This is a genomic window from Streptomyces lomondensis (assembly GCF_014651035.1).
GTDB lineage: Bacteria > Actinomycetota > Actinomycetes > Streptomycetales > Streptomycetaceae > Streptomyces > Streptomyces lomondensis.
The window spans coordinates 1-15,846 of sequence record NZ_BMWC01000007.1 but is presented as its reverse complement, the minus strand read 5'-3'; the positions used below and the strand labels follow the sequence as shown (position 1 = coordinate 15,846).

Below are 15,846 nucleotides of genomic sequence, written 5' to 3'. Positions count from 1 at the left end.
GGCGGGTGCGGCCACCTGCGCGCCAGGGCTCCGCCACCCCGCGCCAGCGGCGGAACGCCTGGTTCCTGTCCCCGATTGAGGGATCGTTTCACCCGTACGGATTAAATGCGCTCAAGCCGCCTGAAGGTGCCACTCCCGGCCGCCTACGGTCGCCGAATGATGAGCAGTACTCCGGAGATCTCGACCCGCACGGCCGGCGCACACCGGGTGCACCGGGAAGCGCGTGACCGCGGGGCCGCCCGCACGCTGGCGCAGCGGCCGCCCGCGCGCTACGAGCCCTACCTGGACGGCCTGTTCACCTACTGCCTGTCCGTGCTGTGCGACCACGACGCCGCGACCGCCGCCCTGGGCGACGTCCTCGCCCTGGCCGAACGGCGCGGCCGGCACGTCCCCGAGGCGCCCGCGGACCGCAGGGCCTGGCTGTACGCGCTGGCCCGCTGGGCGTGCCTGCGCAAGCTGGCCGAGGCCAAGCAGAAACGTCAGAGCAGCCACGCTGCGGGCCGCGCCGACCGGCAGCGCGCCGACCGGCAGGCCGCCCCGGCACTCTCCGAGGAGGTCCGGGAACGCAGGCGCGCCGAACTGGCCCTGCTCGCCTGGCCGGAGGCCGCCGGCACCACCCCGGAGCAGCGGGAGGCGCTCGAACTGGCCGTGCGCCACCACCTCGCCGCCCACGAGGTCGCCGCCGTCCTCGGCATGGACGTGGCCGCCACCCGCGACCTGCTCGCCTCCGCCGCCTGCGAGGTGGAACGCACGCGTGCCGCCCTCGCCGTCGTCGAGACCGGGGCGTGCCCGAGGGTCGCGCACCTCGTCGGCGACGACCGGCTCGTGCTCGGCACGGCCCTGCGCCGCGAACTCGTCCGGCACGTCGACGACTGCCCGCGCTGCCGCCGCACCGCCGAGCGCGCCATCCCCGGCCGCTGGCCCGGCACCAGCGTCACGCCGGACGCGCTGCCCGTGCTGCCGGCGCCCCGCGCGGCCGTGCACGTGGCCATGGCCCACCACCCGCGCGTGCGGAGCGCCGGACCCCGCTTCGACCGGCGCGGCTTCCCGATGGACCCCAAGGACCGCGCCGCCCGCAGGGACCGCCTACGCGCGCGTGCCGTCACCACGACCGTCGTCGCCACCGTCGTGGCCGCCCCCGTGCTCGCCCTGTGGGCCGCCTACCGGGGCACCCCCGTGGGCGAGGGCCAGGACGGCCGCTCCGCCTCCGCGCGCGAGGCGGACGACCCGCTCCTGGACGGCGAGATGGCGGGCGGCGGCTACGAGAACACCGGCAACGCGAGCACCCGCCCCGGCCCCCGCTTCGGCAAGGACGGCAAGGCCGACGTCTCCGTCGAGGTCATCGGCGTCGCCGGCGCCGGCCGCAAGGCCGCCCTGGACGTCACGGCCGCCAACAGCGGCGACACCACCCTCGTCACCCTGACCGCCACCGGCCCGGCCCCGGTCCGCTGGTCCGCGTCCACGGGAGCCGACTGGCTCTACCTGAGCCAGTCGTCGGGAACGCTCCGGCCCGGCGAGTCGTTCACGATCAAGGTGTACGTCGACCACCTGCGGGAGCCCTCCGGCCCCTGGCGCGCGCAGGTGGCGGTCGCACCCGTCGGCGCCGTCGTCCACATCGAGGGCTTCGGCACCGCGCCCAGCCCCACCGACCCCGGCCCCGGCCCCCGCCCGGACCCCCGCCCGAGCGTCCCCAGCGACCCGCCCCCGCCCCGGCCCGACCCGACGCCCACGACCTCGGCACCACCGGACCCGACGCCGACCACGCCCCCGCCCCCGTCGCCCGACCCGGACCCCACGCCCACCGACCCGGGCCCGACCGAACCGGCGGACTCGACGCCCCCGCCCTCGGACAGCGGGGACCCGAGCCCTGCCACGTCGTAGGAACCGGCCGCTCAGGTCACCGGATCCGCTGGATGCGGAGCCACCAGCGGCAGCTGCGAGGCCAGCCGCTCCTCGCACAGCTCGACCAGCCGGTCGTAGCCCGCCTTGCCCATGAGCTCGATCAGCTCGGGGCGGTAGGAGACGTACACCGGGTCGCCCGCGCCGTGCGCCGAGGTCGCCGAGGTGCACCACCAGTGCAGGTCGTGGCCGCCCGGGCCCCAGCCCCGGCGGTCGTACTCACCGATCGACACCTGGAGGACACGGGTGTCGTCGGGCCGGTCGATCCACTCGTACGTCCGCCGCACCGGCAGCTGCCAGCACACGTCCGGCTTGGTCTCCAGCGGCTCCCGGCCCTCCTTCAGGGCGAGGATGTGCAGCGAGCAGCCCGCGCCGCCCGGGAAGCCGGGCCGGTTCTGGAAGATGCAGGAGCCCTGGAAGGGGCGCGTCTGGCGGTCGCCGTCCTCGTCCTCGGAGACCCAGCCGTTCTTCGTGCCCTCGGCGTGGTGCTGCCAGATGTCCGGAGTGAGCCTGGCCACATGCCCGGCGACGCGCTTCTCGTCGTCCTCGTCGGAGAAGTGGGCACCCAACGTGCAGCACCCGTCGTCCGCGCGGCCCGCCTGGATGCCCTGGCAGCCGCTGCCGAAGATGCAGTTCCAGCGAGAGGTCAGCCATGTCAGATCGCAGCGGAAGACCTGCTCGTCGTCCGCCGGATCAGGAAACTCCACCCACGCGCGGGCGAAGTCGAGGCCCTTCTCGTCGGGTTCCACGACGCCCGGTGATTTGTCGCGCTTCGCCTTTTTCGTCTTTGGCACGAGTCCAGGGTACGGGCCTTGTACCCCCACCGAGGACGGCGGACGGCCCTGCTGGCAGTAGCGTTCCGTACATGAGACTCGGTGTCCTCGACGTGGGATCGAACACGGTGCACCTGCTGGTGGTGGACGCGCACCCCGGCGCCCGCCCGCTGCCCGCTCACTCGCACAAGGCGGAACTGCGCCTCGCCCAGCTCCTCGACGACAGCGGCGCGATCGGCCCCGACGGCGTCGACCGGCTCATCGGCGTCGTCCACGACTCCCTCCAGGCCGCCGAGGACAAGGGCGTCGAGGAGGTGCTGCCGTTCGCGACCTCCGCCGTGCGGGAGGCCCGCAACGCCGACGACGTCCTCGCGCGCGTGCGCGCCGAGACCGGCGTCGAGCTCCAGGTCCTCACCGGCGCGGAGGAGGCCCGGCTCACCTTCCTCGCCGCCCGCCGCTGGTTCGGCTGGTCGGCCGGAAAACTGCTGGTCCTGGACATCGGCGGCGGCTCCCTGGAGATCGCCTACGGCATCGACGAGGAGCCCGACGCGGCCGCCTCGCTGCCGCTGGGCGCCGGCCGCCTCACCGCCGGCTGGCTGCCCGGCGACCCGCCCGCCCCGGACGACGTCCGCGCGCTGCGCCGCCACGTCCGCACGGAGATCGCCCGCACGGTCGGCGAGTTCAGCCGCTTCGGCGCCCCCGACCACGTCGTCGCCACGTCCAAGACCTTCAAGCAACTGGCCCGCATCGCCGGCGCCGCCCGCTCCGCCGAGGGCCTCTACGTCCAGCGCGAACTGAAGCGGGAGTCCCTGGAGGCCTGGGTCCCGAGGCTGTCCGGCATGACCGAGCGCGAGCGAGTGGAGCTCCCCGGGGTCTCGGAGGGCAGGGCGGGCCAGCTGCTGGCGGGCGCGCTCGTCGCCGAGGCCGCGATGGACCTCTTCGGCGTGGAGCGCGTGGAGATCTGCCCTTGGGCGCTGCGGGAGGGCGTGATCCTGCGCCGGCTGGATCACATGGAGTCCGCGTAGACACCGAGGGGCGCGGGGTGCCCCGCCCGTGGCAAACACCACAACGGCGAAGAGGCACCCCACGACCTCCCCACCACACCCCGTAATCTGTCCTCCATGGCAGAGCCAGCCGTAAAGATCCCGGACGCGAAGGTCGCACTCTCGACGGCCTCGGTCTACCCGGAGTCGACGGCCACGGCCTTCGAGATCGCCGCGCGCCTCGGCTACGACGGAGTCGAGGTCATGGTCTGGACCGACCCCGTCAGCCAGGACATCGAAGCCCTGCGCAGACTGAGCGACTACCACCAGATCCCGATCCTGGCCGTGCACGCCCCCTGCCTGCTCATCACGCAGCGCGTCTGGTCCACCGACCCCTGGACCAAGCTCCAGCGGGCCCGCGCGGCGGCCGAGAAGCTCGACGCGAGCACGGTCGTGGTCCACCCCCCGTTCCGCTGGCAGCGCCAGTACGCGCGGGACTTCGTCGCCGGCATCTGGCGCATGGCCAACGAGACGGACGTACGGTTCGCCGTCGAGAACATGTACCCCTGGCGCTACCGCGACCGCGAGATGCTCGCCTACGCCCCCGACTGGGACGTCACGAAGGACGACTACCGCCACTTCACGATCGACCTCAGCCACACCGCGACGGCCCGCACCGACGCCCTCGACATGGTCGACCGCATGGGCGACCGCCTCGGCCACGTCCACCTCGCCGACGGCCGCGGCTCTGCCAAGGACGAGCACCTGGTGCCCGGCCGCGGCACGCAGCCCTGCGCCGAGGTGCTGGAGCGGCTCGCCCTGACCGGGTTCGACGGCCATGTCGTCATCGAGGTCAACACCCGCCGCGCCATGTCGAGCGCGGAGCGCGAGGCCGACCTGGCGGAGGCGCTGGCCTTCACCCGCCTCCACCTCGCCTCGGCGGCGAAGGTGCCGCGCCGATGACCGACCGGCCCCCGAGCGACACCGGCCCCGGCACCACCGCCCGCCGCCGCGGCCGCCCCCCGCGCACGGAGTCGGCCGACACCCGCGACCGCATCCTGACCGCCGCCCGCGACGAGTTCTCCGAGCGCGGCTACGAGAAGACCTCCGTGCGCGGCATCGCCAAGACGGCCGGGGTCGACTCGGCGCTCGTGCACCACTACTTCGGGACGAAGGAGCAGGTCTTCGAGGCGGCGATCACCCAGTCCTTCGGGCCCGCCCTGCAAGCGCCGAAGGCCGTCGAGGAGGGCCCGCTCGACGGCGTGGGGGAGCGCCTGGCCCGCTTCTTCTTCGGCGTCTGGGAGAACCCCGCGACCCGCGCGCCCCTGCTCGCCATCGTCCGCTCCGCCGTCACCAACGACACCGCGGCCGCCGTCTTCCGCCGGATCGTCGCCACCCAGGTACTGCGCCGCATCGCCGGACGACTGGACCTGCCGGACGCCGAGCTGCGCGCCGAGCTGGCCGCCGCCCAGCTCGTGGGCACCGCCATGCTGCGGTACGTCATCAAGGTCGAGCCGCTGGCCTCGGCGGACCCGGAGCAGATCATCGCGCGGCTGGCACCGGTCGTCCAGGGACACCTGACCGGTCCGTAAGCCTCACGGGGGCCGCCTCCGAGACAGGCATCCCGTATTCCGGACACTCCGTCCCGCCCTCTGGATGACCGGCGTACGCTCGGTAGCAGTCAGAAATCTCCGAATCCTCTGACGCAGTCTCTGAAGGAGCGAGCGACGATGCCCGAGCTGAGGTCCCGCACAGTCACCCACGGCCGCAACATGGCGGGCGCCCGCGCCCTTATGCGCGCCTCCGGTGTACCGGGTGCGGACATCGGCCGCAAGCCGATCATCGCGGTCGCCAACAGCTTCACGGAGTTCGTGCCGGGCCACACGCATCTGGCGCCGGTCGGCCGGATCGTCAGCCAGGCGGTGATCGAGGCCGGCGGCATCCCGCGCGAGTTCAACACGATCGCCGTGGACGACGGCATCGCCATGGGCCACGGCGGCATGCTCTACTCCCTGCCGTCCCGCGACCTGATCGCGGACAGCGTGGAGTACATGGTCGAGGCCCACTGCGCCGACGCCCTGATCTGCATCTCCAACTGCGACAAGATCACCCCGGGCATGCTGAACGCGGCCCTGCGGCTGAACATCCCCACGGTGTTCGTCTCCGGCGGTCCCATGGAGTCCGGCCGCGCCACCCTCGTCGACGGCACGGTCCGCACGCTCGACCTGGTCGACGCGATCTCCGACGCCGTGAACGACAAGATTTCGGACGAGGACATCCTCCGCATCGAGGAGAACGCCTGCCCGACCTGCGGCTCCTGTTCCGGCATGTTCACCGCCAACTCGATGAACTGCCTGACCGAGGCCATCGGCCTCTCCCTGCCGGGCAACGGCTCGGTCCTCGCCACGCACACCGCCCGTAAACAGCTGTACGTCAACGCGGCGAAGACGGTCATGGACATCACCCGCCGCTACTACGAGCAGGACGACGAGACGGTCCTGCCCCGCAGCGTGGCGTCCTTCGCGGCCTTCGAGAACGCCATGGCCCTCGACATCGCCATGGGCGGCTCCACCAACACGATCCTGCACCTGCTGGCCGCCGCCCAGGAGGCGGGCGTCCCCTTCGGCCTGGAGGAGATCAACGAGGTCTCCCGCCGCGTGCCGTGCCTGGCCAAGGTCGCCCCGAACGTCGCCAAGGACCGCACGTACTACATGGAGGACGTGCACCGCGCCGGCGGCATCCCCGCCCTGCTCGGCGAACTGCACCGCGCGGGCCTGCTCAACGAGGACGTGCACTCCGTCCACAGCCCGTCCCTGGCCGACTGGCTGAAGACCTGGGACGTGCGCGGCGGCTCGCCGTCCGCCGAGGCCGTCGAGCTGTGGCACGCGGCCCCCGGCTGCGTCCGCTCCGCCGAGGCCTTCTCCCAGTCCGAGCGCTGGGAGACCCTGGACGAGGACGCCGAGGGCGGCTGCATCCGCTCCGTCGAGCACGCCTACTCCAAGGACGGCGGCCTGGCGGTCCTCAAGGGCAACCTGGCGGTGGACGGCTGCGTCGTGAAGACGGCCGGTGTCGACGAGTCCATCTGGACCTTCGAGGGCCCGGCGGTCGTCTGCGAGTCGCAGGAGGAGGCCGTCCAGAAGATCCTCACCCAGCAGGTCAAGGACGGCGACGTCGTCGTCATCCGCTACGAGGGCCCCAAGGGCGGCCCCGGCATGCAGGAGATGCTCTACCCGACCTCGTACCTCAAGGGCCGGGGCCTGGGTAAGACCTGCGCGCTGGTCACGGACGGCCGTTTCTCCGGCGGCACCTCCGGCCTCTCCATCGGCCACGCCTCGCCCGAGGCGGCCGCGGGCGGCACGATCGCCCTCGTCGAGGACGGCGACCGCATCCGTATCGACATCCCGAACCGCTCGATCGACCTCCTCGTCGACGACGCCGAGCTGGCCCGCCGCGAGCAGGCGCTGAACGGCGTGTACGCCCCGAAGAACCGCGACCGCAAGGTCTCGGCGGCCCTGCGGGCCTACGCGGCGATGGCGACCAGCGCCGACAAGGGCGCCGTGCGGGACGTGACGATGCTGGGCTGAGCCCCTTCCCGCTCCCGAGGGCCGCCTCCGCAACCGGGGGCGGCCCTCGCGCGTGCCCGCCTACCAGCCCGCCGGATCACTCCCGTCCACGGCGAACACGGCGCCGTCGGGCGCACCGGCGTAGACCCGGTCTCCCACCAGCACCGGCTCGGGCAGCGCGGCCGGAACCCGGTCGGACCGGTCCCCGAGCCGAGGAGGCGTCTGCCCGGCGAGCTTCCCGCGCCGCGCGTCGACGGCGAGCAGCCGGCCGTCCGGAGCGGTGACGTACACGTACCGCTCACCGGCGACCGGCGTGGACCCCCGTACGACACCCGTCTCCAGACTCCAGAGCTGCTTCCGCGCCTCCAGATCGACGGCGACCAGCGACCCGCCCGTCGCCATGAGGTGGACGACGTCCCCGTGCACACTGCCCTGCACCTGCTGCAAGGGGACGCGCAGCGGCACCCGCAGGGTCGTACGGCTCTCCGGCCGGTAGCGCACCAGGGCCCGCGCGTCCTGCCGCACGGCGTCGACAGCGACGAAGACGACCGACCCGTCCGCCGAGCCGATGGGCTGCAACGAACCCTCCAGCTCCGCGTCCCACCGCACCTCGCCGGTGCGCGGATCCACCGCCGTGACCCGCGTGCCCGACCCGTCGCCGGACACGGTCGCCGCGTACGCCAGCGGATCACCGGGGAACGACACGAAGTACGGCACCTCCTGCCCCGGAATCCGATGGCTCCACTTCACCTCGCCCGAGGCGCTCTGCACACCGCTGACCGTGCCGTCGGAAGCGGTGAGCAGCACCATCCCGCCCACGGCCTGCAGCCCTCCGTACGCGGGCAGCTCCTCCCGCCGGACCACATCCCCCGACGCGGGATCGAGAGCGGCCACCCGCCGTTCCTGCCCGAGCCCGGCCAGCACCAGGCCCCCCGACACGACCGGCGCCCCACCCGGCGGCCCGCCCGCGGCAGCCCCCTCCAGCGGATGCCGCCACAGCAGCCGCCCGTCGACAGGATCGAGGGCGAACACCAGCCCCTCCTGCGCACACAGCAACCTGCCCACCCCATAGGAGCACTGCGGCATGCTCTCCCGGTCCGACGGCTCCGCCTCCCACGCCGAGAACGCGGCAGCCGTGGTCCGCGGGGCACTGACCTCCGGCGCCGGACTCCCGCCCCCGAACACGGGCACCGACACCAGCGCCCCGACGACGACCACCCCGAGCGCCCCGGCGACCAGACCGGCCCGCCTCCCAAGCCGCAGCCGGGACGGCCGCGGTGACCTCTCGGGACCGGCAGGCCCTCCGACAGGCGCCACCGGCTCGGGCCGCTCCGGCACCTCGGAACCGGCGGACTCCCCGACAGGCGCCACGGGCTCGGGCCGCTCCGACCCCTCCTCGACACGCTGCTGCGGTATGAACGCCTGCGTGTCGTACGAGGCCGCCACCGACCGCAGCTCCCGCATCAACTCGTCGGGCGAGGGCCGGTCCTCGGGCTCCTTGGCGAGACACCGCAGCACGAGCGGCGCCAGCGCCTCCGGTACGCCGGTCAGATCCGGCTCGTCGTGCACGACCTGGTAGGCGACGACGTAAGGACTGTCGGAGTCGAACGGCCCCCGCCCGGTGGCGGCATGCACCATGACGGACCCGAGGGCGAACACATCGGCGGCGGGCCCCACTTCCCTCGGCCGCCGGAACTGCTCGGGCGCCATGAACGGCGGCGTACCGATCAGCTTCCCGGTCTCGGTCCGCAACTCGCTGTCCGTCGGCCGGGAAATACCGAAGTCGATGACCTTCGGCCCGTCCTCGGCGAGCAGGACGTTGCTCGGCTTCAGGTCCCGGTGCACGACCCCGACCCGGTGGATGTCACGCAGCGCCTCCGCCAGCCCGGCCATCAGCCGGCGCAACCGGGCCGGGGCCAGGGGCCCGTTCCGCTTCACCTCCTGGGCGAGCGTCGGACCCGGGATGAACAACGTGGCCATCCAGGGCCGCCCGGCCTCGGGATCGGCATCCACCACGGGTGCGGTGAAGGCCCCGCTGACCCGCCGGGCCGCCCCCACCTCCTGCCGGAAACGCCCCCTGAACTCGGGGTCCTTGGCGAACTCCGCGTGCACGACCTTCACGGCGAGCTTCATCCCGGAGGTGCTCCGGGCCAGATGGACGACACCCATGCCGCCCGAGCCCAGACAGGACTCCAGCCGGTAGTGACCGGCGTACTCGGGAAGTTCCGCTTCCGGGCCCGCTCCGGCGTTTCGCTGTGGCGCCATGGGACCACCCCCGTGCTGTTCGTCCGCGCGCGCGACGCACGGAGCCTAGTCGATGACTCGTGCGGGACAGAGGCGGCTTGCTAGCCTCCGCAAGCGAGTCACGCACATGTGTTTGATGTCGTGATTCAGGGGAATCAACGGGACCCCATGGTCGCCATGGGGTGCAACGGGGGAGGTTTTTCCATGTCTGTCGAGCCTGTCGAAGAAGCCCAGCGCACACCGCTGGTCACCACACTGGCCGCCGCGGCCACGTACTACTCCATCGCACCGGGAGTCAGTCTCAACGTCCGCAGCGGCCCCGGCACCGGCTACCCGATCGTCAAGACCCTGCCGCCGGGCTCCCGGGTGGCCATCCACTGCCAGACACCCGGCACCTGGGTCACTGGCCCGTACGGCACCACGAACATCTGGGACAACATCGCCAACGGCCAGTACGTCTCGGACGCCTACGTGAACACCGGCAGCGACGGCTACATACGCCCCCGCTGCTCCTGACCCACACCGGCGCGGCCCGCCCCCACTGCGGGCCGCGCCGTACCCCACAGGCGGGGAGCCACGACGCGCCCGCACCCGCGCACGGCGAGAAGGGGCCGTGTCGGGGGGTGTCCGCCCGCAGCGGTTGGCGCGTCAACGGACAGTCAGTCGGCGTCCGACCCCATCGCGCCGTTCCGAGGACGGACACCCCCCGGCGCGGCCCCGCCCCACACCCGGCGCGAAGGCGCAACGCGCACCCCCACCGAAGCAGCCACAGGCCGCCGCAGGCACCCCGCAACGACCCCAAGCCATAATCACCCCGTGAGCGCAGAGACCGGCACCGAAGACGCCCCCCACCCCGAGCCCCTCCGCTTCTTCGGCACGACCTGGCTGAACCACGACAACGGCTACACAGCCCGCCGCATCGCCGTAGCCCTCGGCTCACTCACCACCGCGGCCGTCTCCTGCCTGGTCCTCCGCCTCGCCTACCAGGGCCTCCAGATCGCCGCCATCGGCACCTTCGTCACGCTCCTCATGACCGTCATGTTCGCGATCTGCAGCGCGATGGCCTTCCGCCACACCTGGGACGGCTTCACCCGCCGCCCCGACCCCGACCGCCAGGCAGCCCTCCGCCCCCTGCTGACCATCGGCTTCGTCGGCTCCCTCCTCGCGTACTTCGTCCGCTCCCTCACCGAGGCCCCCGGCGAGAAACTCCACCGCCAGGAGTACGAGGAGGCCCGCAAGCGACACGAGAAGCGCACGACCCGCCGCACGGGCAACCCGTCGAAGAAGCGCCGCGCCTAGCGCGCCCCCTCTCACCGAAAACTCACCGCACCCACCCCCACCCCCGGCCACCATGGCCGTATGACCACACCACCCACCGCCGCCGACGACCCCACCGGAGCCCCCACCACCCCCGAACCACCCACCCGATCCGCCCGAGCCCACTCCTTCAACACGGCCGCAGCCCAGTACGCGGCCAACCGCCCCTCCTACCCCCCAGCCCTCTTCGACGCGATAGAAGAGCTGACCGGCCACCCCCTCACCGGCTCCCGCGTCGCGGACATCGGCGCCGGCACCGGCATAGCCACCGCCCTCCTGCACGCCCGAGGCGCGAACGTCATCGCCGTGGAACCCGGCGACGGCATGGCGGCCCAGTTCCGCAGCACGCACCCCGCCCTCCCCCTCATCCGCGGCACGGGCGACGACCTCCCCCTCGCCGACGCCTCCGTCGACCTCGTCACCTACGCCCAGGCCTGGCACTGGACCGACCCCGCCCGCGCCGTCCCGGAGGCCCTCCGCGTCCTGCGCCCCGGCGGCGCACTGGCCCTCTGGTGGAACACCGACGCCCTCGACGTGCCGTGGATCGCCGAGGCCGCCGCCCGCACGGCCCGCCACTTCCGCATCGACATCTCCGCCGAGAAGCGGAACGTCAACGCCCGCGCCGCCGACCCCTCCGGCCACCTCGACTTCACCCGCCGCACGGTCCGCTGGAGCCGCCGCGTCCCCATCGACACCCACCTCGCGAACATCGGCAGCCACTCGGTGTTCCTGGTGCACGACGAGGAACACACCGCGGCCTTCCTCGCAGAGGAGCGCGAGCACCTGCTCAGGGCCTTCCCGGACGGCTACGTCGAGGAGGTCTACGAGGTGATCCTCCTCCTGGCCCAAACCCCGCCCCGACCCGCATCCGCTTGACGGACCCCACCGCCGGGAGCATTATTCATCACATGATGAATAATGCTCCGGGCCCGCCACGCCCAGCCACCCCCACAGAACCGACCGCCGTCCACGCCAAGGACCTCACGGTCGTCCGAGGCCCCCGCACGGTCCTCCGCAACCTCGCCTTCACCGTCCCCCGAGGCCAGATCACCGGCCTCCTCGGCCCCTCCGGCTGCGGCAAGTCGACCCTCATGCGCGCCATCGTCGGCACCCAGGCCAAGGTCACCGGCACCCTCGACGTCCTCGGCCACCCCGCCGGCCACCCCACCCTGCGCACCCGCATCGGCTACGTCACCCAGGCCCCGTCCGTCTACGACGACCTGACCGTCCGCCAGAACCTCGACTACTTCGCCGCGATACTCGACCCCGGCCGCCCCGCCGCCGAACGCCGCCACGACAACGTCACCCGCGCGATAGCCGACGTCGACCTCACCACCCACGCCGACGCCCTGGCCGGCAACCTCTCCGGCGGCCAGCGCAGCCGCGTCTCCCTCGCCGTCGCCCTCCTCGGCACCCCCGAACTCCTCGTCCTCGACGAACCGACCGTCGGCCTAGACCCGGTCCTGCGCCGCGACCTCTGGAACCTCTTCCACGACATCGCGGCACGCCGGGGCGCGACCCTCCTGGTCTCCTCCCACGTCATGGACGAGGCCGAGCGCTGCCACCGCCTCCTCCTCATGCGCGAGGGCGAGCTCCTCGCCGACGACACCCCCGACGCCCTGCGCACCCGCACCGGCGCCGAAACCGTCGAAGAGGCCTTCCTGCACCTGGTCGACGAGGCAAAGGCGGCAGCCCGCACCAAGGAGACGACACGATGACCCCGACGACCACCGCCGCCCCACCACGGGCCCTGAACCCCGCCCGCACCACCGCCACCGCGACCCGGGTCCTCCGCCAGCTCACCCACGACCCCCGCACCATCGCGCTGCTGATCCTCATCCCCTGCGTGATGCTGTTCCTGCTGCGCTACGTCTTCGACGGCAGCCCCCGCACCTTCGACAGCATCGGCGCGTCCCTGCTCGGGATCTTCCCGCTGATCACGATGTTCCTGGTGACGTCCATCGCCACCCTGCGCGAACGCACCTCGGGCACCCTCGAACGCCTCCTCGCCATGCCCCTCGGCAAAGCCGACCTCATCGCCGGCTACGCCCTCGCCTTCGGGACGCTCGCGATCATCCAGTCCGCCCTGGCCACGGGCCTCGCGGTCTGGTTCCTCGGCCTCGACGTCACCGGCAGCCCCTGGCTCCTCCTCCTGGTGGCCCTCCTCGACGCCCTCCTCGGCACGGCCCTCGGCCTCTTCGTCTCGGCCTTCGCGGCCTCGGAATTCCAGGCGGTCCAGTTCATGCCGGCGGTGATCTTCCCCCAGCTGCTCCTGTGCGGCCTGTTCACCCCGCGCGACACCATGCACCCGGTCCTGGAGGCCATCTCCGACGCCCTCCCCATGTCCTACGCGGTCGACGGCATGAACGAGGTCCTCCACCACACCGACATGACCGCCACCTTCGTCCGGGACGTCCTGATCGTCGCGGGCTGCGCCCTGCTCGTCCTGACGCTCGGAGCAGCGACCCTCAGGCGCCGGACGGCATAGACACCCGCTCCCAGGCATCCCGCCCACCGGACAGGGACCCCAACCCACCATCCCCGAGTGCGAGGATGAACCCGGACGACGCGCAACCCCCGGAGGGCACCGAAAGCCATGACCCAGAAAGTCGCAGTCCTCGGCACCGGCAAGATCGGCGAAGCCCTGCTCAGCGGAATGATCCGCGCCGGCTGGACCCCGGCCGACCTCCTGGTCACCGCCCGCCGCCAGGAACGAGCCGAGGAACTCCGTACCCGCTACGGCGTCACCCCGGTCAGCAACCCCGAAGCCGCCAAGACCGCCGACACCCTGATCCTCACGGTGAAACCGCAGGACATGGGCACCCTCCTCGACGAGCTCGCGCCCCACGTCCCGGCCGACCGCCTGGTCATCAGCGGCGCCGCCGGCATCCCCACCGCGTACTTCGAGGAGCGCCTCGCCCCCGGCACCCCGGTCGTCCGCGTCATGACGAACACCCCAGCCCTGGTCGACGAGGCGATGTCCGTCATCTCCGCGGGCACCCACGCCACCGCCGACCACCTCGCCCACACCGAGGAGATCTTCGGCGCCGTAGGCAAGACGCTCCGCGTCCCCGAGTCCCAGCAGGACGCCTGCACGGCCCTCTCCGGCTCCGGCCCGGCCTACTTCTTCTACCTGGTCGAGGCCATGACCGACGCCGGCATCCTCCTCGGCCTGCCCCGCGACAAGGCCCACGACCTCATCGTCCAGTCCGCCATCGGCGCCGCGACGATGCTCCGCGACAGCGGCGAACACCCGGTCAAGCTCCGCGAGAACGTCACGTCCCCCGCCGGTACGACGATCAACGCCATCCGCGAACTCGAGAACCACGGCGTACGGGCCGCCCTCATCGCCGCCCTCGAAGCCGCCCGCGACCGCAGCCGCGCCCTGGCCACCGGCAACAACAGCTGAGCACTGCGGGCGTCGGGCCGGCGACCCGCCCGACGCCCGCACCACCACCTCACACCCTCAGCACGGCCCCACCCGCGTCCGCCGCCTCCGGCACGGCCGGCAGCAGCCCGATCGCGCGATAAGCGGCATCCACGGTCGGCCGAGCCATCCCCCGAGCCCGCTCCGCACCATCCCGCAGCACGGCCTCCACATAACCAGGATCCGCACACAACTCCTTGTGCCGCTCCTGCACGGGCCGGAGCACCTCGACCACAGCCTCCGCAGTGTCCTTCTTCAGAGCCCCGTACGACGCATACGCACCGCTCAGCTCCTCAGGACTCCCACCCGAGCACGCGGCGAGGATCTCCAGCAGGTTGGCGAGCCCCGGCCGCGCCTCCCGGTCGTACACGACCTCCCGCCCGCTGTCGGTCACGGCCCGCATGACTTTCTTCCGCACCACGTCCGGCTCGTCCAGCAGATAGACGATCCCCGGCCCGACGTCGTCGCTCTTGCCCATCTTCGACAGCGGGTCCTGAAGGTTCATCACCCGTGCCGCCACCCCCGGCCGCGTGGCCCGCGGCACCACGAACGTATGCCCGTACCGCTGGTTGAACCGCACGGCCAGATCCCGCGTCAGCTCCACGTGCTGCACCTGGTCGTCCCCCACCGGCACCTCGTCGGTCCCGTACGCCAGGATGTCCGCGGCCATCAGCACGGGATACGTCAGCAGCGACAGCCGCACACTCCCGCCCCGCCGCTGCTCCCGCACGGCCTTCTCCTTGTACTGGATCATCCGCCGCATCTCACCGTCGGTGGCCACACACTCCAGCAGGTACGACAACCGCGCGTGCTCGTCCACATGGCTCTGCACGAACACCGTGCACAGCTCCGGATCCAGCCCCGAAGCCAGCAGCAAGGTCGCCGCCTGCCGACTCAGCCTGCGCACCCGCGCGGGATCGTGCTCCACGGTCAGCGCGTGCAGATCCACGACGCAGAACAAGGCCTCGGACTCATGCTGGTCGACGGCAGCCCACCGCCGCATGGCCCCCAGATAGTTCCCCAGCGTCAGATGCCCCGTCGGCTTGACCCCGCTGAAGACCCGTGTCATCTCTTCTCCACCTCCTGGTCGGGACCGCCGCTCCCGGCGGCCGGCCCCTCAGTGGTCCTGGAGGGAGAAACAAGAACGGCCGCCGAAGCGGCGGCCGTTGAGTGCATACGTGAGGACGGCCGCCGTCAGGCGGCCCACCACAGCTGGGTACACGTACGCGTCGTCATGCCCTCCACCGTACGCCCCTGGAGTGCCGTACGCCCCTGAGTTGACACGCCCAGACCCGATCCGTAGTGTGCTCCGAGTTGCCCGACGTGAGCGCCGACCTCGGTCGGTCCCCGGGCAGCCAATCCGCAGGTACCAACCACTACTCGACGCAGTAGCCCTGTCGTCGTTTCATTGGCATGCGTATTTACGGAATGAGGAATCCTCGTTCGAAAGGACGCGGCCCCCGATTGGCTCGGGAGCCGGGGAATCCGCTAAAGTCTCACTCGTCGGAACGGCCCAACAGCCGCGAAGACAAACCCTGCTGACAGGGAATCGGGCCCGAAAGGATCTGATAGAGTCAGAACCGCCGGAAAGGGAAACGCGGAAGCGGGAACCTGGAAAGCACCGAGGAAATCGGATCGAG

At 72.2% G+C, this 15,846-nt stretch carries 14 protein-coding genes; 11 read left to right on the top strand and 3 right to left on the bottom strand.

The window, feature by feature from the left end:
• Positions 1-156 precede the first annotated feature (156 nt).
• Positions 157-1,881: a BACON domain-containing protein gene (locus IE255_RS23095; RefSeq protein ID WP_190052287.1), complete on the top strand. Its 1,725-nt coding sequence runs from the start codon at positions 157-159 to the stop codon at positions 1,879-1,881.
• 11 nt (positions 1,882-1,892) lie between these two features.
• Here IE255_RS23095 and IE255_RS23090 read toward each other — a convergent pair whose 3' ends face one another.
• Entirely contained in the window at positions 1,893-2,693 is an 801-nt protein-coding gene (locus tag IE255_RS23090; RefSeq protein ID WP_190052286.1) for a DUF3109 family protein, read from the bottom strand.
• 71 nt (positions 2,694-2,764) lie between these two features.
• Here IE255_RS23090 and IE255_RS23085 point away from each other — a divergent pair, with 71 nt between their 5' ends.
• From IE255_RS23085 to ilvD, 4 genes are all read left to right on the top strand, one after another.
• Positions 2,765-3,697, top strand: a complete 933-nt coding sequence (locus IE255_RS23085; protein WP_190052285.1) for a Ppx/GppA family phosphatase — start codon at positions 2,765-2,767, stop codon at positions 3,695-3,697.
• A 96-nt stretch (positions 3,698-3,793) separates the two neighbouring features.
• Positions 3,794-4,618 carry a sugar phosphate isomerase/epimerase family protein gene (locus tag IE255_RS23080; RefSeq protein WP_190052284.1) on the top strand — a complete coding sequence of 275 codons (825 nt, stop codon included), beginning with the start codon at positions 3,794-3,796 and terminating at the stop codon, positions 4,616-4,618.
• Positions 4,615-5,247: a TetR/AcrR family transcriptional regulator gene (locus tag IE255_RS23075; RefSeq protein WP_190052283.1), complete on the top strand. Its 633-nt coding sequence runs from the start codon at positions 4,615-4,617 to the stop codon at positions 5,245-5,247. Before IE255_RS23080 ends, IE255_RS23075 begins: the two co-directional genes overlap by 4 nt.
• 138 nt (positions 5,248-5,385) lie before the next feature.
• Complete coding sequence (gene ilvD / locus IE255_RS23070) at positions 5,386-7,239, top strand: dihydroxy-acid dehydratase (protein ID WP_190052282.1); 1,854 nt, start codon at positions 5,386-5,388, stop codon at positions 7,237-7,239.
• A 60-nt stretch (positions 7,240-7,299) separates the two neighbouring features.
• Here ilvD and IE255_RS23065 read toward each other — a convergent pair whose 3' ends face one another.
• On the bottom strand, positions 7,300-9,483 hold the full coding sequence (locus tag IE255_RS23065) for a serine/threonine-protein kinase (RefSeq protein WP_190052281.1): 2,184 nt from the start codon (positions 9,481-9,483) through the stop codon (positions 7,300-7,302).
• 183 nt (positions 9,484-9,666) lie between these two features.
• On the opposite strand from IE255_RS23065, the gene IE255_RS23060 reads away from it, so the two are divergent.
• From IE255_RS23060 to proC, 6 genes are all read left to right on the top strand, one after another.
• Positions 9,667-9,978 carry an SH3 domain-containing protein gene (locus tag IE255_RS23060; protein WP_190052280.1) on the top strand — a complete coding sequence of 104 codons (312 nt, stop codon included), beginning with the start codon at positions 9,667-9,669 and terminating at the stop codon, positions 9,976-9,978.
• Positions 9,979-10,278: 300 nt separating this feature from the next.
• Positions 10,279-10,761, top strand: a complete 483-nt coding sequence (locus tag IE255_RS23055) for an EamA/RhaT family transporter (protein ID WP_190052279.1) — start codon at positions 10,279-10,281, stop codon at positions 10,759-10,761.
• Positions 10,762-10,821: 60 nt separating this feature from the next.
• Complete coding sequence (locus tag IE255_RS23050) at positions 10,822-11,655, top strand: class I SAM-dependent methyltransferase (RefSeq protein ID WP_190052278.1); 834 nt, start codon at positions 10,822-10,824, stop codon at positions 11,653-11,655.
• 32 nt (positions 11,656-11,687) lie between these two features.
• Positions 11,688-12,497, top strand: a complete 810-nt coding sequence (locus IE255_RS23045) for an ABC transporter ATP-binding protein (RefSeq protein WP_190052277.1) — start codon at positions 11,688-11,690, stop codon at positions 12,495-12,497.
• Positions 12,494-13,267, top strand: a complete 774-nt coding sequence (locus tag IE255_RS23040) for an ABC transporter permease (RefSeq protein ID WP_190052276.1) — start codon at positions 12,494-12,496, stop codon at positions 13,265-13,267. The genes IE255_RS23045 and IE255_RS23040 overlap by 4 nt, the downstream gene beginning before the upstream one ends.
• Positions 13,268-13,375: 108 nt before the next feature.
• Positions 13,376-14,188, top strand: coding sequence for a pyrroline-5-carboxylate reductase (gene proC / locus IE255_RS23035; protein WP_190052275.1), 813 nt, complete (start codon positions 13,376-13,378; stop codon positions 14,186-14,188).
• Positions 14,189-14,237: 49 nt separating this feature from the next.
• Here the strand turns inward: proC and trpS are convergent, their stop codons facing one another.
• A complete protein-coding gene (trpS, locus tag IE255_RS23030; RefSeq protein WP_190052274.1) occupies positions 14,238-15,275 on the bottom strand; it encodes a tryptophan--tRNA ligase in 1,038 nt (345 codons plus the stop codon).
• Positions 15,276-15,846: the final 571 nt, after the last annotated feature.

Excerpts from the sequence above, each read along its gene's own strand:
- IE255_RS23095 (WP_190052287.1), top strand. The coding sequence starts at position 157 with ATGATGAGCAGTACTCCGGAGATCTCGACCCGCACGGCCGGCGCACAC.
- IE255_RS23085 (WP_190052285.1), top strand. The coding sequence starts at position 2,765 with ATGAGACTCGGTGTCCTCGACGTGGGATCGAACACGGTGCACCTGCTG.
- IE255_RS23080 (WP_190052284.1), top strand. The coding sequence starts at position 3,794 with ATGGCAGAGCCAGCCGTAAAGATCCCGGACGCGAAGGTCGCACTCTCG.
- IE255_RS23075 (WP_190052283.1), top strand. The coding sequence starts at position 4,615 with ATGACCGACCGGCCCCCGAGCGACACCGGCCCCGGCACCACCGCCCGC.
- ilvD (WP_190052282.1), top strand. The coding sequence starts at position 5,386 with ATGCCCGAGCTGAGGTCCCGCACAGTCACCCACGGCCGCAACATGGCG.
- IE255_RS23065 (WP_190052281.1), bottom strand. The coding sequence starts at position 9,483 with ATGGCGCCACAGCGAAACGCCGGAGCGGGCCCGGAAGCGGAACTTCCC.
- IE255_RS23060 (WP_190052280.1), top strand. The coding sequence starts at position 9,667 with ATGTCTGTCGAGCCTGTCGAAGAAGCCCAGCGCACACCGCTGGTCACC.
- IE255_RS23050 (WP_190052278.1), top strand. The coding sequence starts at position 10,822 with ATGACCACACCACCCACCGCCGCCGACGACCCCACCGGAGCCCCCACC.
- IE255_RS23045 (WP_190052277.1), top strand. The coding sequence starts at position 11,688 with ATGATGAATAATGCTCCGGGCCCGCCACGCCCAGCCACCCCCACAGAA.
- IE255_RS23040 (WP_190052276.1), top strand. The coding sequence starts at position 12,494 with ATGACCCCGACGACCACCGCCGCCCCACCACGGGCCCTGAACCCCGCC.
- proC (WP_190052275.1), top strand. The coding sequence starts at position 13,376 with ATGACCCAGAAAGTCGCAGTCCTCGGCACCGGCAAGATCGGCGAAGCC.
- trpS (WP_190052274.1), bottom strand. The coding sequence starts at position 15,275 with ATGACACGGGTCTTCAGCGGGGTCAAGCCGACGGGGCATCTGACGCTG.